The organism is Clostridium sp. LIBA-8841 (genome assembly GCF_034439435.1).
Taxonomy (GTDB): domain Bacteria; phylum Bacillota; class Clostridia; order Clostridiales; family Clostridiaceae; genus Sarcina.
In genome coordinates this window covers 183,179-205,187 of sequence record NZ_JAPCKJ010000004.1, presented here as the reverse complement: position 1 = coordinate 205,187, position 22,009 = coordinate 183,179, and the positions used below count along the sequence as shown (strand labels likewise).

Here is a 22,009-nt window from a genome sequence, read left to right as displayed (position 1 = left end):
TTGTTTTTATAAGTTAGAAAAAAATTTTAAATAGAAGTTTTATGTTAAATACTATTTTAATAAGAAAAATAATAATGTTAAAAGTTTTTTTAAGAAAAGTTTACCAATAATATGTACTAAGTGAAAATTTTTATCCGTTAATAATAAAAATCATTGACTAAAATAACGATAATCATTATCATCTAATTAGTAATCGATTTATTTAAAATGAGACTTAATTCAGAAAAGTTTTGCGAACTTTGAATTTTAGTCGAATTTATTTGGAGCATAGCAATTCTTGGTGACAGCTCAAATAAGTTGGAATCTTAGAATTGATAACTGACAGGAAAAATAGAGGCTTAATTTAGAGTAAATTTGTAAACTCTAAATTTTAAACTAAAGGATAAATTAAGGGGGAAAAATAAAATGTTAAGAAGAAAAAAATTAGTTGCGTTAACAGTAACAGCTATAATGGCTATGGGGATTTTAGCAGGATGTTCATCTAAAAAAGCAGAAGCTCAAGATACATCTAATGCATCAGGAGAAAAGGTGGTTAATGTTTACTCAGCAAGACATTATGATGTAGATAAAAAACTATTTAATGACTTTGAGGCTGAAACAGGAATAAAGGTAAATTTAGTTGATGGTAAAAGTGATGAATTAATAGAAAGAATGGCTAGAGAAGGAGAAAACTCACCTGCAGATGTATTTTTAACAGTGGGGGCTGAAAATATATCTTTACTTAAAGGAAAAAATTTAATTCAAGAGATATCATCAGAAAAAATAGAGAACAATATACCACAAGAATATAGAGGAAAAGACTGGGTTGGATTAACTTCAAGAGCGAGAGTGATTGTTTATAATAAAGATAAAGTAAATCCAGAATCAATAAAGACTTATGAGGATTTAACAAAGCCAGAATTTAAGGATAAAGTTTTAGTTAGAAGTTCAAGTTCATCATACAATGTAGCTTTACTTTCATCATTTATTCAATTAAACGGAGAAGAAAAAGCAAAGGAATGGGCTCAAGGAATGGTTAATAACTTTGCAAGAGTTCCAGAAGGAAATGATAGAGATCAAGCTAAAGCTATAATGGCTGGAATTGGTGATGTAGGTGTTATGAATTCATATTACATAGCTAAAATGATAACATCATCAGATCAAGAGGAAGCAAAGGCTGGAAAAGAAGTAGGTGTTTTATTCCCAGAAAACACACATATGAATTTAAGTTTTGGGGCTATAACTAAGAATTCTAAAAATAAAGATAATGCAGTAGCATTATTAGAATACTTAACTGAAGAAAAGGCTCAAAAAGCATATGCTGAGGAAAATGGAGAATTTGCATTAAATAAAAAAGTAGAAAAAACTGATCTTCAAAAATCTTGGGGAGATTTCACTGTTCAAGATGTTAATTTTGAAACATTAGGAGATTTTAAAGAAGAAGCAGTCCTAACTTTCGACCAAGTTGGGTGGAAATAATGAAAAAGCTTAGATTTAATGGCTGGGCAATTTTAAGTACAATCATCAGTTTGATGATTGTACTTCCTAATATAGACATAATTATTCATTTATTTCAAAAGCCTAATAAAACATGGTATCACATAAAAGAATATTTACTAAAAGATTATGTAACCACGTCTATTATAGTTGTGGTATTTACAGTAATATTAACTGTGATAATAGGGGTAACTCTTGCGTGGCTTGTATCAGCATATGATTTCCCATTTAGAAAATTCTTTAGATGGGCTTTAATACTTCCATTAGCTATACCACCATATATTGGAGCATATACTTATGCTGGAATGGTTAGCTATACTGGAGTTATACAAAGATTTTTTAGAAATACTCTAGGTATGGAAGTAAATCAAAAGTATTTTGATATTATGTCAATTGAAGGAGCAATATTCATATTTACTTTATTTTTATTTCCATATGTTTATATGGTTACTAGAGCATTTCTAGAGAAACAATCCGCTGGATTAATAGAAAGTGCAAGACTTTTAGGAAGCAATTCTATCGAAATATTCTTTAGAGTTATTATGCCTATAAGTAGGGGAGCAATAGTAGCAGGTGCTACTTTAGTAGCCTTAGAAGTTTTAAGTGATTATGGAGTTGTTTCTTATTTAGGGGTTCAAACATTCAGCTCAGCTATATTTAAAAGTTGGATTTCTCTAGGAGATGTTGATTCGGCTATAAGGTTAGCTGGAATGCTTATGGTTGTTGTATTCATTATACTTTCAGGAGAAAAGGCTTTAAGAGGAAGAAAAAAATATAGTTTTACTAATACAAAAGTTAGACCTATAAAAAGAAAGAAGCTAAAGGGACTAGGAGGAGTTTTAGCAACTACTTATGTGATTATAATATTTGCCTTAGGATTTATGATCCCTGTAATGCAAATGATAGCATGGGCATTTATGAGTTATAAAAATATTTATTATAATCAATTTTTAAGCATGATAATGAACTCAGTAATGCTTGCAGTAGGATGTAGTTTATTAATAGTAATCATGGCTTTAATAGTTGCTAATTATGTTAGAACTAGAAATGGAATTTTATCTAAGGCTTATGCAAAGGTAACACTTATGGGATATTCAATTCCTGGAGCTGTTGTTGCTATAACTATGATTCTTTTCTTTGTGGATATAGATAGTAGAATAAAAGGATTAGCTTTAAGTACTAGTATAATAATGTTGATTTTTGCATATGTTGTAAGATTTTTAGCAATAGGATATCAAAATATAGAAGGTGGTTTTGAGAAAATAGGAAATAAGTTTACTGAGGCATCTAGAACTTTAGGGTATGGAGTTACTAAAACATTCTTTAAAGTTGATATACACCTATTAAAACCAGCGATTTTGGGGGCTTTTGCCTTAACTTTCGTTGATATAATAAAAGAATTGCCTTTAGTTTTAACTTTAAGACCTTTTAATTTCTATACATTATCAACAAAGGTATTTGAATATGCAAATGATGAAATGATACCAGAATCAGCTATACCTTCTTTAATAATAGTTTTTGTTAGTTTTATTGCCATATATGTTTTATATAAGGTTGCTGATAAGGAGGAAGCTTAATGTTTGTAGAAATTAAGAATTTACATTTTAAATATAGAAATTCTAAAAAAGATACTATAGAGAATTTTAATATGGAAATAGAAAAGGGAGAAATACTTGCTATTTTAGGTGAAAGTGGTAGTGGAAAAAGTACTATGCTAAGAATTATAGCTGGTTTAGAAGAGGCTTATAGAGGAACTATTAAAATTGGTGATAAGATAGTTTTTTCTAGTGGTAAATTTATTGAGCCAGAAAACAGAGGCATAGGAATGGTATTTCAAGACTATGCTTTATTCCCTCATATGACTGTAAAAAAGAATATACAGTATGGATTAAAAGGAAAAAGTAGAGATGAGAAAGAAAATATTGCCACAGAAATGCTTACCCTTGTAAACCTAATTGAGCATAAAGATAAGTATCCTTATGAGTTAAGTGGGGGACAACAACAAAGAGTAGCCATAGCTAGAGCAATAGCACCAAAACCTTCAGTATTGTTATTAGATGAACCTTTTTCAAATTTAGATGCAGATCTTCAAGAAAAAATAAGAAGTGAGATAAAGGAAATATTGAGAAAGGCAGGTATAACATCTATATTTGTCACTCATGATAGAGAGGATGCTAAAGCTTTAGCAGATAAATTTATAGAGCTTAAAGACGGAAAAATAATAAAGAGTGGCTCTGCTTTAGGTGAATGTTGATTTTTAGTTAGCTCTTTAGACCTAGTTAAAAATTACACCAGTTTAAAATAAAGTCTAAATGATAAGCCTATAGGAGAGTTAAAATTATAGGTTTATTAAATAATAACTTTATAGAGTGGATTAGATAATTTATATTCTTTAATCAATCTTACAAGACTAATGTATTTAAAAGGGTTAAGAGAGATTAAGAAATAGGATGTATCAAAACTTAAAATAATAAATCTCATAAATAGTATTAGGAAAATATCTTAATGCATTATAGGTTTTATTTTAAGTTATTTGATACATTCTTTTTTATTTTTTACTAAAACCAATTAGTCAGATATAAGATAATTTAATAAAAAAAAAACTCTTATTATTAATAGATCTAATAAAAGATAAGAGTTATTTTTCGTATAATTTATAAGGTTAAGAGAAAAAATAAAATTTTATTTAGAATTAACATGTTTTTTATCAACTTAGTAACCTGAGTTACTTTTGGAAAAGATTTTTTAGTGTATACTAACATTAATAAAGTTGATTTTAATATTTTACATAGGTTTTTATATAGAGGAGGAGTTTTTATGGACGGCATAGGAATAGGAATACCTAAGATGGTTAGTGGAACTCATTATGGGAATTTACAAAAGGTTAGAGATGGAAAAAGAACTTTTGGAATAACTCCACATATACCAGGAGGATTTATCTCACCTGAGCAACTAGAAAAAATAGCTAAGGTAGCTAAGAAATATAATGGAGTTATTAAAATAAATTCAGGACAGAGAATACTAATAACAAATTTAAATGGAGAAGATTTGCCACAAATTTGGGAAGAACTTGGTATGGAACCAGCTGTTAAAAAACAAAATTCAGTAAAAAATGTAGAGATGTGTCCAGCTGGATTCTGCAAAAGATCAAAATTCAATACTATAGGTACTGGAATGAAACTTTTAAACAAATATAAGCATATGGATATGCCATGTAGAACTAAAATAGGAGTTGCTGGATGTAGAAATGCATGTGGAAGTGTATATTCAAAGGATGTTGGAGTTATAGCTGATAAAACAGGATTTTTAGTAACTGCTGGCGGTTCAGCAGGATATAATCCTAGAATGGCGGATATACTAATAAAGGATGTAGATGAAAAAGAAGCTTTAAGAATTGTGGATAAAATTTTTGAAGTCTACAAAGGAGAAGCAGAAGATGGTGAAAAACTAGGAGATTTTATAGATAGAATAGGAATTGAAAGTTTTAAAAAGAAAACCTTAGAATAATTAAGAAAAACAATCCTAATTTAACTAAATGATCTAAAAACATTTAAAATAGCTTAAAATAATGTGTGCGTTGAGTATTTTTATCTGATATTATATGTTTAAAGATAAAGATTATTAATTAAGAATAAAAATTAAGAATATAAAATATACAGGTAAAATGAGAGGAGAATTTTTGTTATGGCAAATGTTTGTTTATGTAAAGGTGTTTCAGAAGAGAAGATAGTTGAGGCAATAAAAGATGGAGCTCTTTCTTTTGAAGAAGTAGGAGAAAAAACAGGAGCAGGAACAGGTGCTTGTAGAGGCGCTAGATGCAAATGTAAAATTGAAGAGTTAATAGAAGAAAATAAATAATAATATAAACCGAAGAGGTGCACGTTTTTGTGCACCTCTTTTTTTATTTAAAAAAATATATTGACACTATATGGAATTGGTGTATATACTGTATATAAAGAATATATACAGTATATACACAGAAAGAGGTGAGTTTTTGAATATAGTAGTTTCAAACACTTCAGGGGTACCCATTTATGAACAAATAGCTAAGGCTATAAAAAATGATATTTTATCAGGAGAATTAAAAGAGAATTCATCATTACCATCAATAAGAAGTTTAGCTTCTGAACTTAGAGTAAGTGTAATAACAACTAAGAGAGCTTATGAAGAGCTTGAGAGAGATGGATTTATATATACTCTGCCTGGTAAGGGGTCATATGTAGCAGAGCAAAACAAAGAGCTTTTAATAGAAGAAAAACTTAGGGAGATAGAAGAAAAATTTAGTGAAGCAATAGATATAGCAAATAGCATAGGATTAGACTTTGAGGAACTAGTTAGAATGCTTAAGACTTTGAAGGAATTATAAAAAAAATAAGGGATAGGTTTAAGGAGGAAAATTTATATGGAAAATGTGCTTGAAGTAAAGAATATAAGTAAAAATTATAAAGAATTTTCTTTGAAAGATGTGAGTTTTAATATACCTAAAGGCTTTGTAATGGGGTTAATAGGTCCAAATGGAGCCGGAAAAACAACCACTATAAAGGCAATCATGAATTTAATACATCTAGATGGTGGAGAGATAGATATCTTTGGTGAGGATATTAAGAAAAATGAAATAGAAATAAAAGATAGAGTTGGATTTGTTTATGATGATTGTTGTGCTTTTGAGGATTTTACTATAAAGGAAAATAAAAATATTATTGCACCTTTTTATTCTAAATGGGATGAAGAAAAATTTAAGTATTATATAAGTAGATTTGAATTAAATGAAAAGAAGAAATTAAAAGAATTATCTAAGGGACAAAAAATGAGATTTTCTTTAGCAATAGCACTTTCACACAAAGCAGAACTTTTAATATTAGATGAACCAACATCAGGATTAGATCCAGTTTTTAGAAGTGAACTTCTTGATATTTTATTTGAAATAATAGGTGAAGAAGAAGTTTCAGTTCTTTATTCAACTCATATAACAACAGATCTTGAAAGATTAGCTGATTATATAACATTTATAAATAAAGGGAAAATTGAATTTTCTAAAGAAAAAGACCTTTTATTAGAGGAGTATTTCATAGTTAAAGGTGCTTTAGATGCCTTAAATAAGGATATTGAAAAAGAATTAATTGGATTAAGAAAAACAAGATATAACTTTGAAGGGTTAACTAAGAATATGAGAAAAATAAAATCAATATGTGAAGATAGTATTATTTTTGAAAAAGCCACTTTAGATGATATAGTTGTTTATTACTCTAAAAAGGATGTGAAATAGTATGAAAGAATTGATTAAGTTAGATTTTTTTATACAAAAGAAATATATTAAGAGTTCAATTATAGTTATGCTTTTACTAGGAGTTACTTTCGCATTAACTCAAGGATTAAATTATTTGTTCACTATGGGAACTTTTATCGTATTTTATTTTATGATAATTCCAATTGAAGTTGAACGAAAAACAAAATTCAATGTATATCTAAATTCATTACCAATGAAAAAAACAGATTATGTTTTTAGTAAATATGTAGCAACATTAGTTTATATGGTAGTAGTTAATGTCTTTTTATATTTTTTATGTACAATATTAGGTTTGATTTCAGGAAATGTCTTTACGCTAACATTAAGAGAGATACTTCCTAGTATAACAATTCAACTATTTTATGTGGCAATAACTTTACCTATATATTTAGTTATAAATTATAAATTTTATAGAGTATTTAATATAATCTTCATCATGATAATAACCATAATGGGTTCAATGTTATTTAATTGTCTTGAAAATGTAAAATTACAGGCTTTATTCGATATTACTAGAGGAGGATATGGGTTAATATTTGGACTAATAGCTTTAATAATATCTTTAATCGTTTCTATGATTATTTATAAAAAAAGTGAGGTGAAGTAATATGAAAAATTTAATAATTAAAGATTTGAAGAATATAAGAGTGTTAGCTATACTATATATCTTTGCAATGGCCTTCGGATATTCTCCTTTTTTTATAGATTTACCAAAAGAACGTTATGAGTTTTTAATAAATAGTATATTTATCTATTTTACTTTATTAGCTTCAATGATTAGTGTTAATCTTATAGTAGCTAAAAATACCAATAAAGGGACAATGACAAATAGGTTATTAAGATCACTACCAATCGATGCAAGAAAGGTAGTAGGAACAGCCTTCATATTACCTATAATAATTTTCTTAATATTTGCTTTGCCTAATATAATTGCTAGTATAGGCGTAAGTTTTATCGTTGGAGAAAAGATTATTGTAAATTCTCTAAACCTGCTTTTAGCATTTATACTTTTCTATATATACGCATCAATAACATTTAGTATGGCAATAGTATATCCAGAAAGTAGTACAATGTCTTATTTAAGAAGTATTCCGTTATTTATTCTAATAATAGGACTTTCTTTAGTGGAAAAGTTCTTAAAAAGTATAAATTATGATATTTCAAATATTTTAAATTCATTACCACTTATCATAGGGATATTATCAGTAATAGCAGTAGTTATGTCCTTTATTTTATACAAATTCTCATTAAATAAATTTCTTGTAAAAGAATTATAACTAGATAACTTAATAAATATATTGAAAAATATGTCTATAGATAATATTAGAAATAACTATACTATTTTTATATAGTTATTTAAAAGTTATCTATAGATTTTTTTATAGATGTAATAGTACATAAATGGTAATATATAATAAAAAATATTATTTATAATAATGGAGGGTATAAAATGGCAAGCAAAATGTTACACACATGCATAAGAGTAAAAGATTTAGATAAATCTTTAAAGTTTTACAAAGAGGCGTTAGGTCTTGAGGAAACAAGAAGAAAAGATTACCCAGAGTACAAGTTCTCTTTAGTTTATCTTTCAGATAAAGAAGATGGGTATGAAGTAGAATTAACTTATAATTATGATCAAGAAAAGCCATACGATTTAGGAAATGGATTTAGTCATATAGCAGTTGGAGTAGAAGATGTAGAAGCTGAAAGAGAGAGACACATAGCTTTAGGATATGAAGTTACACCTATGAAACGTCTTTCAGATGGCGCTGCAACATATTACTTTGTAACTGATCCAGATGGATATAAAGTAGAAGTAATAAAACTTTAAAATAAAGGGTCTGTATCAAAGGTAACTTAAAATAAAACTTATAAATATATTCCGAGAATTACTAGATTTCACTAAGAATTTATAGCAATTACTACGAAGAGTTTGCTAAAGCTCAGAACTCCTGTTGGTCAAACAGCTTCGCTTCTTAACGCAAAATCTTCTACGTAATGGCTTAAATTCTAAAGTTCATATAGATATTCTCTTCATATTATTTATAAGTTTTATTATTTTAAGCTTTGATACAGTTATTTTATTTTTTAAATAAAGTTATTTTTAAAACTAATGTTGATTTTAGATAGAACTGTAGTACCATCTTAATGAGTAGTTAGAGTTTCTATTATTTTGGAATAGATAATAGAAACTCTTTGAGAAATTAATTAGGTTTGAAGGGCTAGCTAAAATCAACATTCAACTAAAAAATAAATTGAAATAGTATTAAATTTTGATTCCTTCCTTAGCATATTTTAGAGAATATTGTTTTGGAGTTAGTCCAAACTTCTTTTTAAATAATCTTATGAAGTGAGAAATGTTTTCATAACCTAAATCATATGCCACTTCAGTAACTGAGCTTAATTTAAGAAGTCTTGCAGCTTCATTAAGCTTTAAGTTTGTAAGATAGTCATTAGGAGTCATTCCCATAACTTTTTTAAATTTAGAAGAAAAGCTAGGAAGTGACATATTAAGGTCATAGGCAATTTCTGAAACTGTTATATTGTTTTTTAAGTTTGATTTCATTATTTGAATTGAACGACTTATTGGATTGTTAAAATCATTAGAAATAATATCTTTAGCACCTTTAGTATTTAATAGACTATAGGTTATTTCTTGAGCATATAAATCAAGTAAGAATTCTTTATGAGTAGTATCATTGGTAGCAGTTTCTACAATTCTTTTAGTTGTCAATTCTATCAATTCATTATTTTCACTAAAAAAAGGTTTTTCTAGTTTAGAGTTTTTAAAATCTGTATCTAATTCATAAGAGAGTTTTTCTGAAACTGTATTTATTAAATCTTCATTTAATTCTAAAACTAATGCCCTAGTTGGCTTTTCAATTTTCATTTCTACACTTGAATTAGGAGGAAGGAGCATATACTTAGATGAATCATAGGTTATATTTTCTCCATTATTAATTCGTACATTTTTTTCTCCATCAACTATGGTACATAATCTTTTATATTCATAGGATTTGTATGTATCTTTATAATTTTTATCAAAGGTGTAGTACAGAATTCTTAAATATTCAGTTTCTATACCATCTGCTAACTCAAGTTGTCTGTCAAATCTGTCCATAAAATTCACCTCATAATAAATAATATATAAGCTATGATAAGGTTGTCAATTTATGTCGATTTAAAAATGAGATATTTTTTGAAAAAATCGATTAGTTAAATTTTTAACATTAAATTAAAATTAAATTATAACTTGGGGATAAATATTGGGAATACATTTGAGAGAAGGACTTGGAGGAAGAGAATATGAGTTATAAATTTTTTATGCCAGCTATAAGTTTAATGGGAGCAGATTGCTTAAAAGACGCTGGAGAACAAGTTGCAGAATTAGGATTTAAAAAAGCTTTAATAGTAACAGATAAAGTTTTAGGACAAATAGGAATAGTTAAAAAGGTAACAGATGTTTTAGATAGTAAAAATATTGAATATGCAATATATGATGAAACTAAACCAAATCCAACAGTTAAAAATGTTAATGATGGTTTAGCCCTATTAAAAGAAAAAGAATGTGATTTCGTTATATCATTAGGTGGAGGTTCAGCTCATGACTGTGCTAAAGGAATAGCTTTATTAGCTACTAATGGTGGAGAAATTAAAGACTATGAAGGTGTAGATAGATCTAAAAAGCCGCAATTACCAATGGTAGGTATAAATACAACTGCTGGTACTGGTAGTGAAATGACTTTATTCGCTATTATAACAGATGAAGAAAGACATATAAAAATGGCTTTAGTTGATAAACATTTAACACCAATTATAGCAGTTAATGATCCAATGTTAATGCTTGCTATGCCAAAATCATTAACAGCAGCTACAGGTATGGATGCTTTAACACACGCTATAGAGGCTTATGTTTCAACAGCGGCTACACCAATAACAGATGCTTGCGCAGAGAAAGCTATAGAACTTATAAGCACTTACCTAGTTAAGGCTGTTGAAAATGGAGAAGATGTAGAAGCGAGAGACATGATGGCTTATGCTGAATACTTAGCAGGAATGGCATTTAACAATGCAAGTTTAGGATACGTTCATGCTATGGCTCACCAATTAGGTGGATTCTATAACTTACCTCATGGAGTATGTAATGCAATATTATTACCACATGTTCAAGAGTACAATAAAGCTACAAGTGCCGCTAGATTAGCTAAAATAGCTAAGATAATGGGTGGAAATATTGAAGGATTAACAGATGAGCAAGGCGCAGATCTTTGCATAGATATGATAAAATCATTATCTCAAACTGTAGGAATCCCAGAAGGTCTTGGAGTATTAGGAGTAAAAGAAAGTGACTTCGAAACTTTAGCTACTAATGCTTTAAATGATGCTTGTGCATTAACAAATCCAAGAAAAGGAAATTTAGAAGAAGTAATAGCTATATTTAAAAAAGCTATGTAATTAAATTGCCACTTAATTAAATTTCATAATATATGAGCTATATTAGAAGCCAATTACAATAATTTTATTTAAGAGGTTTCTGATATAGCTTTTTTATAATTAAAAATAAGCTATGGTTTAAACCAGTGTTTATTCTTAGCTAGTCCTTAAGACATAGCTTAATTTTAAGTAAAAGTTCAATTTTTCAATTTGGTATCTTGAATTGACACTTCTGAAAGAAGTAAAAAGACGCCTTCTATTTATTGAGGTGTTATTTAAAACATATGGTATAATAACTGTGTATAACAGAATGGAAGGAATGATTTAATGAGCATAGCTATAATGGCATGTAGAAAAATGATAGGAAAGTGTGCTGCATCAGGGTGCTTTAAGGCATATAATAATTCAACAGCGGCCTTCAGTATTTATGGAGAAAATAAAGAGGATTTAGCTAGTTTCTTTTATTGTGTTGGCTGCAAGGATACATTAGTTGAAGGGGAAAATTGGATACATAAAATAAAGCAATTAAAAAAGAATGGTGTTGAAACAATACACATATCTCATTGTATAGAAGTTGAATGTGATGACTATAAAAAGCATGAAAGAATTTTAGAAAAAGAAGGATTTAAAATTGTTCACGGAACACATTAATATTTGATGATAAATATGTTTTAAAGATGGTATTAACTTTTAATTATATCTAAATGAATAGATAAAAATTAATACTTATATAGAAGTAGAGTTGAGTAATTAGTTTATATTAATGAGGAGGTATTAAATGAATTTAAAGAAGATACATCATGTAGCAATTATTGCTTCAGATTATGAGAAATCTAAAAATTTCTATGTTAATATACTAGGTCTTGAAATAATTAGAGAAGTTTACAGAGAAGAAAGGGATTCTTTCAAACTTGATTTAAAGATTGGAGAATGTCAAATAGAGTTATTTTCATTTAAAAATCCTCCAAAAAGACCAAGCTATCCAGAGGCTTGTGGATTAAGACACTTAGCCTTTAAAGTTGATGATATCAAATTAGAAGTAGAAAATCTTTTAAGTAACGGTATTGAAGTTGAAGACATAAGAGTTGATGAGCTTACTGGAAAGAGATTTACCTTTTTTAGTGATCCAGATGGATTACCAATAGAACTTTATGAATCTTAAAAAATAATATCAATTTAAATATGATTGAAAGAGGTCATATCAAAATAAAAAAATAAAGTCTTATAAATAGATTAGGAATTTTAGAATATTTATAAACTTTATCTTAAGTTTTTTTGATATAGCCTCTTTTGGTATTTACAAGATAAATTAATAGCTATAAATTAGTTTAGAAATTATAATTGTTAAAATTAAAAGTAGAATAGATATGGGTATAATTATTTGTTCTAAATTGAACCTTTAAATAATATACATATTATGTTAAGTAAATATTATGTGAAATGAGGGAAAAGAATGTATGTGTAGGTTATTAAAGGGTGGAATGAATAAAAAAAAGCTAATTTGTTCAATAATTGCTTGTTCAGTTGCATTAAGTCCTATGACAACGTTTGCTAAAGGCATAACAGGTGAAAGTAATATTAACGTTTCTTCAGAGAGGGAAGTAAAATCTAGAGAGGAGTTTTCAAATCAACCAATAGCATCTTATTGGTTTCCAGAAGATTTGTTAAATTGGAGTCCAGAAAATGATAAAGATGCTGTTTTTAATAAAAGTACAATTCCATTAGCTGAAAGAGTAGATAAGGATCGTTTAGAAACTGTTAATGAGAATCAAAGTAAAGATGTTAAAATAGCAGCCTTATCTATCATGAATGAGAGTACTACTGGAAATCCGTCTCAAGGTTTTAATGAATTTAGTTCAAACACATTTTCATATTGGCAATATATTGATTCATTAGTATATTGGGGAGGGTCAGCTGGAGAAGGAATAATAGTTCCACCAAGTGCAGATGTAACAGATTCAGCACATAAAAATGGAGTTCCTGTATTAGGTACAGTATTTTTTCCACCTGGAGCTTATGGTGGAAAGTTTAGTTGGGTAAAAGAATTTATTCAAAAAGATGAAAATGGTAATTTTCCAATGGCTGATAAATTAATTGAAGTAGCAGTAGAATATGGATTCGATGGTTGGTTTATAAATCAAGAAACAGCAGGTGGTAATTCTCAAGATGCAAAGGATATGCAAGAGTTTATAAAATATTTTAAAGAAAATGCACCAGAAGGCATTGAAATTATGTGGTATGATTCTATGACAAATTCAGGAAGCATATCATGGCAAAACCAATTAAATGATAGAAACAAAATGTTTATGGTAGATGATGCTGGGAATAAGGTTTCAGATAGTATGTTTCTAAATTTCTGGTGGAGCTATGGAAATCTTTTAAGAAATTCAAGAGATTACGCAAACAACAATGGAATTGACCCATATGATTTATATGCAGGAATTGATGTCCAAGCCAATGGATATAACACAGGAATAAGCTGGGATCAATTTGCTCCTAATGGGAAAAATCCATACGTTTCATTGGGATTATATTGTCCAAGTTGGACTTATTTTTCTTCAAATTCACAGGATGAATTTATGGAAAAAGAAAGTACATTTTGGGTAAATAAGATGGGAGACCCATCAGAAGTTTTAAGTAATGCTTCAAATTCAACTTGGAGAGGACTTTCAAATTATGCTGTTGAGAAAACAGTAGTTAATTCAATTCCTTTCATAACAAACTTTTCAATGGGAAATGGAGAAGCATATTATGTTGATGGAGAAGTTGTTTCAGAGGAGCCTTGGAATAATAGAAGTTTAAATGATATTATGCCTACCTATAGGTGGATAATAAATAATGAAGATGGTAACTTATTAAAAGCCGATATGGATTTTGAAACAGCTTATTATGGAGGAAACTCAATAAAGCTTGAAGGAAATTTAAGTGAGAATAAGTCTTCCACAATAAAACTATATAGTGCAGATTTATTAATACCATCAAATATTGAATTCTCAACAGTTGCTAAAGCAAATAATGAAGGGGTTAAACTTGATTTAGTCTTACAATTCCATGATGGAAGTGAAGCAATAATAGAGGGTGATAAAGACTTAGGAATAGATTGGACAAAGGTTGTTTATAATATGTCACCATTTGAAGGAAAATCAATAAAGAATATATCTTATAAGTTATCTAGTGATACTAATTTAGAAAATATAAAAGTTAATTTAGGAAATATAACAGTTAAAGATAATAACCACAGTGAAGTTGCAGATATAGAATCATTCTCTATAGATGAAGCAGAATTTAATGGAGGAATAAATGCTGGATTAAGACTTTCTTGGACTATAGATGGAAATAAAGAAAATATTAATCACTATGAAGTTTACAGCGTTAATGAAGATGGAAGTAAAGAATTTTTAGGAGCAACACCAAATACAAGTTACTTTGTAGGAAATCTAAAGAGAGTAAATTCTAAAGAAATCAATACTGATATAGAAGTTGTTGCCATAAATAAAAATTATGAATCTGGAAATAGTAAAACTGCTACCTTAGAATGGCCAGAATATCCGGCTCCAGAAGCTAAATTTGAAGTATCTAAAACCTTAGTAGCACCAGGAGAGAGTGTTACATTTACTAATACTAGTAGTGAGGTAACTGAGAATGTAGAGTGGGTATTTGAAGGAGCTAATATAGAAACTAGTACAGAAGATAATCCTACTGTAACCTATGAAAAAGAAGGAGTTTATTCCGTTACTTTAAAAGCTAAAAATTCATCAGGAGAAGACATTGAAATTATGGAAGAAGGTATAGTAGTCACAGAAGATGCCAAGAACATTTATAATATGGCATTAAATAAATCTACTACGGCTTCAGGATATGTTAGTGGAAGTGAGGCTCCAAGATTTGCAGTTGATGGTAGTTATAATACAAAGTGGTGTGCTGTTGGAAATGGACCACATTGGATAACTATAGATTTAGGAGAAGATAAGTTAATAGGAAGTGTGGGAATAAAGCATGCTCAAGCTGGTGGGGAAAGCCAATCCATGAATACTAGAGCATATACTTTATCTGTTAGTAGTGATGGAGAGAACTTTGAAGAGGTTTATAAAAAGAATGATAATCAGGGAGCTTCATCATTAGATAATTTTAAACCTGTTAAAGGAAGATATGTGAAGTTAAAAGTTGATAAGTCAACACAAGGGGGCGACGGTGCTGCTAGAATATATGAGGTTGAAGTAAATGGCATAGATTATAATGTGAAAAATGACTTAAAGAAATTAATAGATTCATCTAAAGAGGATTTATCAAATGCAGTAGAAGGTATGGAGATAGGTAATTATCATATTGGTGCAAAAGCTGATTTAGAAAAATTTATTACCAGTGCAGAAGGAGTCTATAATAATGAGAATTCTTCAGAAGAAGAAGTTAAAAATATTATTAAGGACTTAGAAAATGCCTTAGATAGATTTAACAAGCTAGTTATTGATGAATTTACTGGAGATATAAATAAGGATGGTGTAATAAATTTAGGTGACTTAGCTCTTGTTTCAAGATATCAAGGAAATGTAGACAATGACAATGAGTTAAGTATAAATAGTGATTTAAATCTTGATGGAGTAGTTGATCAGTATGAAGTTCAATTTATTACTGAAAAGATGTTAAATTAATAATAATTTTTATATAAATAGATTTTTAGAGATTATATTGAGCTCAATATAATCTCTTTTTTGTTTTATTATTCTTAAGAAGTAATTTGTAACTTTAAAATATAAATTAAAGATAGAGCTAGTTTATGTGAATTTTATTTAGATAAAAATTATAAAAAGCTATTAAACATACAAAAGAACTTTATATTCTTATTTGAAATTGAAAATATTCTTTTGGAAGTGTTGAAAGAACCACATTTAATATAGGTCCTTTAATAATTATATTATTTTTTTCTATATAATTTTTAAGTTCATATATAGCATTATTTCTTTGATCCTCTTCATAAGAAAGGCATAGATATTCGCCTTTAGGTATAACAAAGTTATGTAATTTTTTATAATCTTTTAAGAGAAAATAAATCTCTGAACTATCCTTGCTTCTGTCACCTAAGCCTTTAATATAAATTCCCTTTTCAAAAGATCGACTCTGAATAATTTTATTTATTTCCATTTTAAATTCTGAAAAAACCTGTTCTCTATGGGAAACTACAAAATTTATAGGCTTATTAATACTTTTCTTTAGTACATATCTTTCATCAAAATGTTTTTTATAAATATAGTTAATATTACTAACCTTAATGTTATTTTCAAAGTTTAATTTAAGCTCTAAAATATCATCTTTAATTATTTCTAAACTTTCAATTTCTTTTTCAATATAGTTTATTTTGTTATCTAGGAAATCTGTGAATTCTTTAGAATCTGTATTTTTATTTAAAATTAAATCAATTTCTTTTAAGGGAGTTCCTATTTTTCTTAAATATTTTATAAATCTTAGTTTTCTAAATTGATCTTCAGAATAATATCTATAATTAGTTTTAGGATCTATATGAGAAGGAACTAGCAATCCTATTTTATCGTAATTTCTTAATCTATCTATGGAAATTTCATTTATTTTAGAAACATCGCCTATGGAAAAAAGTTTATCCAAAAAAAATCTCACCTCATTTTAAAATTTATTCTTTACTCTAGTATTATACTAGAGTTTATAATAAGTATTATTAAAATTAAATTAAACCCAAAAATTATTTGTGAGGGAGTTTTTACTCCCTCTAATTTTGCTTTAAATTAAAGTTATGTTTTAAGTGAATACTAATTTTAGTTAGACTTTCAAATATGTTTAAAACATAGCCTAAATTTAAAATTACTTAGAAAACTACAGTTTTGAATTTTAATAGAAGAATTTAATGCTATCAATAAAAGTATTTACCAAAGCTTTTAAGAGCATTTATAGATTTTATTGCATATTACAAAAGATAAAAATAGAAGGAGGATTTATGGATAAAAAAAAGATAGGTAAGGCTTTATTATTTGGCATTATTACTGTGGTATTAATGCTTTTTTATGGAAGTGTTTTCGGCTTGGAAAATGGTGGAATAGGAATGATGATAGGACTGACAAGCTATGCACTTACAAGGATTGATTTAACAGCTTATCCAGTTTACAAAACAGCTACATTCATAGGTTTAAATGTGTACTTGGCCATAAGTTCATATTTTATAACAATAAATCCATTCTTAGGCCTTATTATTAATACTATAAATTTATTTAGTATTTTATTTATTTATATGAGAGAGTTTAAGAGTAGTATAGCCTATCTATTCTTGATGACTTATATAATTATGTGGGAAGATCCTACGACCTTAGAAAACTTACCTAAGAGGATAATTGCAATAATATTAGGGGTTTTCATCATAATAATAATAAACTTTATTTTTAATAAAAATAAGTTTAAGAAAAGTTCTAAAAATATAATTTTAGGAATTATAAAGAATCTTCAAATGGAAATAGAGAATATATTAAATGGAAATTGTAAAAAAGAAGAAAATTCCAATATACATAAAGAGTTAAGAAAATTAATGCTTTTACTTGATGAAAGAAATAGTAATGCTCTCATGTCAAATAATAAAGATAATATTTATTTTAATATTATTCTTATATTAGAAAGAATAAATACTATAATTTACAATACAGGAAAAGGAAATTTAAATGAAAATTTTAAAAAAGATTATTTAGAAATCTTAAAAAGTGAGTTAGAAGCACTGGAAAATGCTTTAAATAAAAAAGTTTTTCTGGTGGATGATAATAGTATTTTTAAAAACTTAGGTGAAAAATATAGTCCTTATAAAGTGGATAAAAAAGAAATAAGAGAAGGTATTGAACTTATTAGAATGTTAAGAATACTGTTTAATCACTTAAATAAGTATAAACAAGATGAATTAAAGAGCATATATGAAAGCAAAAGGAATTTTAAAGCATTAATTAGAAATAAAAGCAATTGGGGATTAAGAAGCTTAGGAGTATCTTATTCATTTAAAGTAGCTCTAACAGTATCTATAGCAATTTTCATTCTAGAAATTTTAAAACTTCCACAGGGAAAATGGATGGTTACTACGGTTTTTGTACTTCTTCAACCTTTTAAAGAGGATACTGTAACAAAAGCAAAGCATAGATTTAAAGGAACTGTATTAGGGGTTTCAATGTATTTGATTATATATACATTTATTCCTAAAGCTATTCCTATGCAATTGTTAATGCTAATTCTTTTATTTTGTTATTATATGTTTACTGATTATGATAAAAAGGTTATATGCATGGCTTTATTAATATTAAGTTTAGAAGGCCATGGACAAGTATTGATACCTGCTTTTCATAGATTTATATATGTTTTCATAGGAGCAATAATTGCATTAATAGCAAATAAATACTTTTTTCCATATAGCAAATCCAATATTATTCATGATTTAAAAGATAGATATGTGGAATTAACTAATAATCTTATTGAAGAATTAAGAAATGCAATAGAAAATGGGTTTAATAATGAAAATGTATTTAGATTAATGTTAAACTGTAGCTTCTTAGAATCAAAATTAATAGGTAATGAGAAGTTTGAAAATAGTGATTCATTTAATCAATTTGTAAGGAAACAAAGTGACATCATAAGAAGAATGAGATTATTTATATTATTAGCTCACTATTCAAAATGGCAAGTTTCCTCATCTGGTTTAGTTATTGATAAGACTTTTTTAAATAACTTTATTAATAAAATAGAGAAAGAATGCAAAGAAAATAATTAATAAGATAACAAATAAAAAAAGAGAATATAAAAACTTTAATTTAAAGTTATTTTTGATATAGCCTCTTTTTTTGATTAGGAATATAGGAGAATTTTTTTGTACTAAAAATTTATTAAGAAACTCTTTAGAAAATCTTTAGATTTATCTGAGGGGTTTCTTTATTTTTGGAATTTATTATAAGAGTATAGCAAATGAGAAGAGAAAAACTTAGTTTGGTAGAAGTTTTTTAGATATAGAAATTAATTAAGAAGGGGTAAGGGGTATGGATTTAGGAACTATAAATAATTATTTTGCACAATATGGACTTGTATTTTTATTTGTTATTATTCTTTTGGAATATATGAATTTACCAGGTTTTCCAGCAGGAATAATAATGCCAGCTGCTGGGGTAGTAATCTCAAGAAGTGATATGAATTTCTTTGTGGCACTTTTGGTATCAGTAATAGCAGGGCTTTTGGGAAGTTGGATACTTTACTGTATAGGAAGGTTTGGGGGTGATATCATCCTTAGAAAATATTTAAATAAATTTCCAAGTCATGAAGATTTCATAAATAAAAAGATAGAGTATTTAAGAGAAAAAGGTTATGCAGGAATTTTAATAAGTAAGCTTATTCCAATGGCTAGAACAGTAATAGCAATACCAGCAGGAGTTTTAAGATTAAACTTTATAAAATATAGTGCTTATTCAGCCTTAGGAATTTTAATATGGAATACAGCTTTAATATCATCTGGATATTTCTTTGGAGAAAAGATTCTACAGTTCTTTGGATAAGAGGTTTAAGTTATAAAAGAGAATTTAGATAGAGATTTAGAAATATAAAAAGAGTTTGGGGAAAGGAGATTAAAAATGAGAATAGCAATGTTTACTAACAACTATAAACCTTTTGTAGGCGGGGTGCCAATATCTATAGAAAGATTATCTAAAGAATTAAGAAACCTTGGACATGAAGTTTATATTTTTGCACCAAGTTATGATGAAACTTTATACGAAATAAATAGTGATGAAGAAGAAAATGTAATAAGATATAAATCCTTAAAAAACAAAAAATTAAAGGGGGAAATAGTTATTCCCAATATGTTTGATTTAGACATAGAAAAGTATTTTAGGAAGTTAAATATAGATGTTATACATGTTCATCATCCAATGTTAGTAGGAAATACGGCTCAATACTTAAGTAAAAAATATAATGTACCTTTAATCTTCACATACCATACTAGGTATGAACAGTATTTACACAATATAAAGGCATATGAAATCTTAGAAAAACATCAAAAAGATAATTCAATAAATCCTTTAAGAAAAGCTGAAGAGAAACTATTAAAATACACTAAAGAAAAGTTTGTACCAGGATATATAAAATTATTTTCTAATAGCTGTGATTTAATATTCTCACCTACTGCTTTAATAAAAGATTATTTAGAAGAAACTGGAGTGAAATCAAATATAAAGATTATGCCTACAGGGTTAGATGAATCTTATTTTAAAGAGGATGAGGAGAGTAATAAAGAAGTTAAAGACATTAGAGAAAAGTATAAAGGAGATAAAAAATATTTATTTTGTACAGTATCAAGATTAACTAAAGAGAAAAATTTAGACTTTATGATTAAAGGATTAAATGAACTAAAAGAAAAGGTAGGTGATAACTTCAGAATAATGATTATAGGGAAAGGTCCTTATAAGAGAGAACTTGAAGAAAATATAAATGAATTAGGATTACAGGATAACGTAGTGTTCTTAAACAGCATAGACAACAAGGTAATAACTAATTATTATAGAGCTTCTGATCTATTTCTATTTTCCTCAAAGTCTGAAACTCAAGGTATAGTTCTCCTAGAAGCAATGGCTGCAAGAGTTCCAGTGGTAGCATTAAAGGCAAGTGGAGTTGTAGAAGTTGTTAAAAATAAAGAAAATGGCTTTATGACTGAAGAGTACACTTCAGAATGGAGCCTAAAAATAAAAGAAATATTAGAAAACAAGGAGTTATTTAAAGTATTAAAACAGGGTGCTTATGATACGGCCTTAAAATACATGGCTTCAAATATAGCAAAAGAGGTTGAAGAAACGTATAGCTTTTTAGTGTATAAGAAAAAAGCATATTCAGGCTACAGAGATACTTTTAGAAATTATATGAGCTTATCAACAATTTTAAAAAAGGTTAATCTAAAAGCTTAAGTGAAAGTCCAAAATTTCAATTGGTTATTTTAGGATTATGTAATCTAAGTTAAAAAAGAATTTATTTTATTAGAGTATTTATTTTTAGATAGAACTGTAAGATCATCTTAATGAGCAGTTAGTATTGCATTATTCTGGAGTAGATGATAGTAATACTTTGCGAAATTAAGCTAGGTCTGAAGGTCTAGCGAAAAATAAATAAACTTTAAAATATAGTGAGGGGTAGGTGTAATTGGTGAAGGCAGTTGTAAAAAGGGCTTATAAGGTTTACTTGGATTTTGTTTTAAAAACAAGTACAGTAAGCTTTGAGAATTTTTATGAGATAGATGATGAAATCATGGATAATTGTATTTTAGGTTTTTGGCATGGTGATAGTTATTCCATGAATCTCCTACTAAAGAAGTTAAACCGGTATTATAAGGTCAAAAAAAATCAGGAGTTAGATGTAAATGTAGTTGTTACAGCAGATTCTAGGGGAGAGTATATAGAATACATGTTGAACTCATATGGAGCTCATGCATTAAGAATGCCAGATGGTGTTAAAATGAAGAATTTTCTTAAGGAATTAAGAGAAAAGAGCAGAGCAGAATCAGTTGTGGTATTGGCTTTAGATGGGCCAGTAGGTCCATTACATGAACCTAAGAAAATAGCTTTTTCCCTAGCGAAAGACTCTAAGAAGCCTTTTGTAGGAATAAAGGTTGAACACTCAAGAAAATTAAAATTGAAAAACAGATGGGATAACTATGGAATACCACTTCCTTTTACTAAGATACAGTTTTCAGCAGATGTTTTTGGAAATATAGATAATGATGTGTTAACAAATTTTAAAGAATATAAGGAAATAGTCAAAGAGAGACTATGTTCTTAACAATAAAAA

Annotated in this window: 20 protein-coding genes; 18 read left to right on the top strand and 2 right to left on the bottom strand. The window is 27.7% G+C overall.

The genetic code is table 11. The features are described 5' to 3' along the window. The first annotated feature begins 405 nt into the window (after nt 1-405). The 10 genes from OIF33_RS11970 to OIF33_RS11925 all read left to right on the top strand — a co-directional run bounded on the left by OIF33_RS11970 (nt 406) and on the right by OIF33_RS11925 (nt 8,594). Nucleotides 406-1,458: a Fe(3+) ABC transporter substrate-binding protein gene (locus tag OIF33_RS11970; RefSeq protein ID WP_322504491.1), complete on the top strand. Its 1,053-nt coding sequence runs from the start codon at nt 406-408 to the stop codon at nt 1,456-1,458. Beyond that, entirely contained in the window at nt 1,458-3,053 is a 1,596-nt protein-coding gene (locus OIF33_RS11965; RefSeq protein ID WP_322504490.1) for an iron ABC transporter permease, read from the top strand. Before OIF33_RS11970 ends, OIF33_RS11965 begins: the two co-directional genes overlap by 1 nt. After that, on the top strand, nt 3,053-3,730 hold the full coding sequence (locus OIF33_RS11960) for an ABC transporter ATP-binding protein (RefSeq protein ID WP_322504489.1): 678 nt from the start codon (nt 3,053-3,055) through the stop codon (nt 3,728-3,730). Before OIF33_RS11965 ends, OIF33_RS11960 begins: the two co-directional genes overlap by 1 nt. A gap of 563 nt (nt 3,731-4,293) precedes the next feature. Continuing rightward, nucleotides 4,294-4,983 (top strand): NAD(P)/FAD-dependent oxidoreductase, encoded by a 690-nt coding sequence (locus OIF33_RS11955; protein ID WP_322504488.1) that lies wholly within the window; start codon nt 4,294-4,296, stop codon nt 4,981-4,983. Between the two features lie 177 nt (nt 4,984-5,160). Continuing rightward, entirely contained in the window at nt 5,161-5,334 is a 174-nt protein-coding gene (locus tag OIF33_RS11950) for a (2Fe-2S)-binding protein (RefSeq protein WP_322504487.1), read from the top strand. Between the two features lie 136 nt (nt 5,335-5,470). After that, entirely contained in the window at nt 5,471-5,842 is a 372-nt protein-coding gene (locus tag OIF33_RS11945; RefSeq protein WP_322504486.1) for a GntR family transcriptional regulator, read from the top strand. 36 nt (nt 5,843-5,878) lie between these two features. Then, nucleotides 5,879-6,742, top strand: a complete 864-nt coding sequence (locus OIF33_RS11940) for an ABC transporter ATP-binding protein (protein WP_322504485.1) — start codon at nt 5,879-5,881, stop codon at nt 6,740-6,742. 1 nt (nt 6,743) lies between these two features. Beyond that, entirely contained in the window at nt 6,744-7,370 is a 627-nt protein-coding gene (locus OIF33_RS11935; RefSeq protein WP_322504484.1) for an ABC-2 transporter permease, read from the top strand. A 1-nt stretch (nt 7,371) separates the two neighbouring features. Further along, on the top strand, nt 7,372-8,040 hold the full coding sequence (locus tag OIF33_RS11930; protein ID WP_322504483.1) for an ABC-2 transporter permease: 669 nt from the start codon (nt 7,372-7,374) through the stop codon (nt 8,038-8,040). A 173-nt stretch (nt 8,041-8,213) separates the two neighbouring features. Further along, nucleotides 8,214-8,594, top strand: coding sequence for a VOC family protein (locus tag OIF33_RS11925; protein WP_322504482.1), 381 nt, complete (start codon nt 8,214-8,216; stop codon nt 8,592-8,594). A 435-nt stretch (nt 8,595-9,029) separates the two neighbouring features. Here OIF33_RS11925 and OIF33_RS11920 read toward each other — a convergent pair whose 3' ends face one another. Continuing rightward, on the bottom strand, nt 9,030-9,884 hold the full coding sequence (locus tag OIF33_RS11920) for an AraC family transcriptional regulator (protein WP_322504481.1): 855 nt from the start codon (nt 9,882-9,884) through the stop codon (nt 9,030-9,032). Between the two features lie 185 nt (nt 9,885-10,069). Here OIF33_RS11920 and yiaY point away from each other — a divergent pair, with 185 nt between their 5' ends. The 4 genes from yiaY to OIF33_RS11900 all read left to right on the top strand — a co-directional run bounded on the left by yiaY (nt 10,070) and on the right by OIF33_RS11900 (nt 15,846). Next, a complete protein-coding gene (yiaY, locus tag OIF33_RS11915) occupies nt 10,070-11,218 on the top strand; it encodes an L-threonine dehydrogenase (protein ID WP_322504480.1) in 1,149 nt (382 codons plus the stop codon). Between the two features lie 306 nt (nt 11,219-11,524). After that, nucleotides 11,525-11,848 carry a CGGC domain-containing protein gene (locus OIF33_RS11910; protein ID WP_322504479.1) on the top strand — a complete coding sequence of 108 codons (324 nt, stop codon included), beginning with the start codon at nt 11,525-11,527 and terminating at the stop codon, nt 11,846-11,848. Between the two features lie 127 nt (nt 11,849-11,975). Continuing rightward, nucleotides 11,976-12,359 carry a VOC family protein gene (locus OIF33_RS11905; RefSeq protein WP_322504478.1) on the top strand — a complete coding sequence of 128 codons (384 nt, stop codon included), beginning with the start codon at nt 11,976-11,978 and terminating at the stop codon, nt 12,357-12,359. Nucleotides 12,360-12,678: 319 nt separating this feature from the next. Further along, entirely contained in the window at nt 12,679-15,846 is a 3,168-nt protein-coding gene (locus OIF33_RS11900; RefSeq protein WP_322504477.1) for an endo-beta-N-acetylglucosaminidase, read from the top strand. A 181-nt stretch (nt 15,847-16,027) separates the two neighbouring features. Here OIF33_RS11900 and OIF33_RS11895 read toward each other — a convergent pair whose 3' ends face one another. Then, complete coding sequence (locus OIF33_RS11895; RefSeq protein WP_322504476.1) at nt 16,028-16,813, bottom strand: helix-turn-helix domain-containing protein; 786 nt, start codon at nt 16,811-16,813, stop codon at nt 16,028-16,030. Between the two features lie 346 nt (nt 16,814-17,159). Here OIF33_RS11895 and OIF33_RS11890 point away from each other — a divergent pair, with 346 nt between their 5' ends. From OIF33_RS11890 to OIF33_RS11875, 4 genes are all read left to right on the top strand, one after another. Then, nucleotides 17,160-18,959: an FUSC family protein gene (locus OIF33_RS11890; protein ID WP_322504475.1), complete on the top strand. Its 1,800-nt coding sequence runs from the start codon at nt 17,160-17,162 to the stop codon at nt 18,957-18,959. 262 nt (nt 18,960-19,221) lie between these two features. Further along, entirely contained in the window at nt 19,222-19,731 is a 510-nt protein-coding gene (locus tag OIF33_RS11885) for a DedA family protein (protein ID WP_322504474.1), read from the top strand. A 75-nt stretch (nt 19,732-19,806) separates the two neighbouring features. Beyond that, nucleotides 19,807-21,132 carry a glycosyltransferase gene (locus tag OIF33_RS11880; protein ID WP_322504473.1) on the top strand — a complete coding sequence of 442 codons (1,326 nt, stop codon included), beginning with the start codon at nt 19,807-19,809 and terminating at the stop codon, nt 21,130-21,132. A gap of 235 nt (nt 21,133-21,367) precedes the next feature. Further along, on the top strand, nt 21,368-22,000 hold the full coding sequence (locus OIF33_RS11875) for a hypothetical protein (protein WP_322504698.1): 633 nt from the start codon (nt 21,368-21,370) through the stop codon (nt 21,998-22,000). The last annotated feature ends 9 nt before the right edge of the window (nt 22,001-22,009 follow it).

Bases quoted from the DNA above. Each gene is read 5' to 3' on its own strand.
- OIF33_RS11970 (WP_322504491.1), top strand. From the start codon at position 406: ATGTTAAGAAGAAAAAAATTAGTTGCGTTAACAGTAACAGCTATAATG.
- OIF33_RS11965 (WP_322504490.1), top strand. From the start codon at position 1,458: ATGAAAAAGCTTAGATTTAATGGCTGGGCAATTTTAAGTACAATCATC.
- OIF33_RS11960 (WP_322504489.1), top strand. From the start codon at position 3,053: ATGTTTGTAGAAATTAAGAATTTACATTTTAAATATAGAAATTCTAAA.
- OIF33_RS11955 (WP_322504488.1), top strand. From the start codon at position 4,294: ATGGACGGCATAGGAATAGGAATACCTAAGATGGTTAGTGGAACTCAT.
- OIF33_RS11950 (WP_322504487.1), top strand. From the start codon at position 5,161: ATGGCAAATGTTTGTTTATGTAAAGGTGTTTCAGAAGAGAAGATAGTT.
- OIF33_RS11940 (WP_322504485.1), top strand. From the start codon at position 5,879: ATGGAAAATGTGCTTGAAGTAAAGAATATAAGTAAAAATTATAAAGAA.
- OIF33_RS11935 (WP_322504484.1), top strand. From the start codon at position 6,744: ATGAAAGAATTGATTAAGTTAGATTTTTTTATACAAAAGAAATATATT.
- OIF33_RS11930 (WP_322504483.1), top strand. From the start codon at position 7,372: ATGAAAAATTTAATAATTAAAGATTTGAAGAATATAAGAGTGTTAGCT.
- OIF33_RS11925 (WP_322504482.1), top strand. From the start codon at position 8,214: ATGGCAAGCAAAATGTTACACACATGCATAAGAGTAAAAGATTTAGAT.
- OIF33_RS11920 (WP_322504481.1), bottom strand. From the start codon at position 9,884: ATGGACAGATTTGACAGACAACTTGAGTTAGCAGATGGTATAGAAACT.
- yiaY (WP_322504480.1), top strand. From the start codon at position 10,070: ATGAGTTATAAATTTTTTATGCCAGCTATAAGTTTAATGGGAGCAGAT.
- OIF33_RS11910 (WP_322504479.1), top strand. From the start codon at position 11,525: ATGAGCATAGCTATAATGGCATGTAGAAAAATGATAGGAAAGTGTGCT.
- OIF33_RS11905 (WP_322504478.1), top strand. From the start codon at position 11,976: ATGAATTTAAAGAAGATACATCATGTAGCAATTATTGCTTCAGATTAT.
- OIF33_RS11900 (WP_322504477.1), top strand. From the start codon at position 12,679: ATGAATAAAAAAAAGCTAATTTGTTCAATAATTGCTTGTTCAGTTGCA.
- OIF33_RS11890 (WP_322504475.1), top strand. From the start codon at position 17,160: ATGGATAAAAAAAAGATAGGTAAGGCTTTATTATTTGGCATTATTACT.
- OIF33_RS11885 (WP_322504474.1), top strand. From the start codon at position 19,222: ATGGATTTAGGAACTATAAATAATTATTTTGCACAATATGGACTTGTA.
- OIF33_RS11880 (WP_322504473.1), top strand. From the start codon at position 19,807: ATGAGAATAGCAATGTTTACTAACAACTATAAACCTTTTGTAGGCGGG.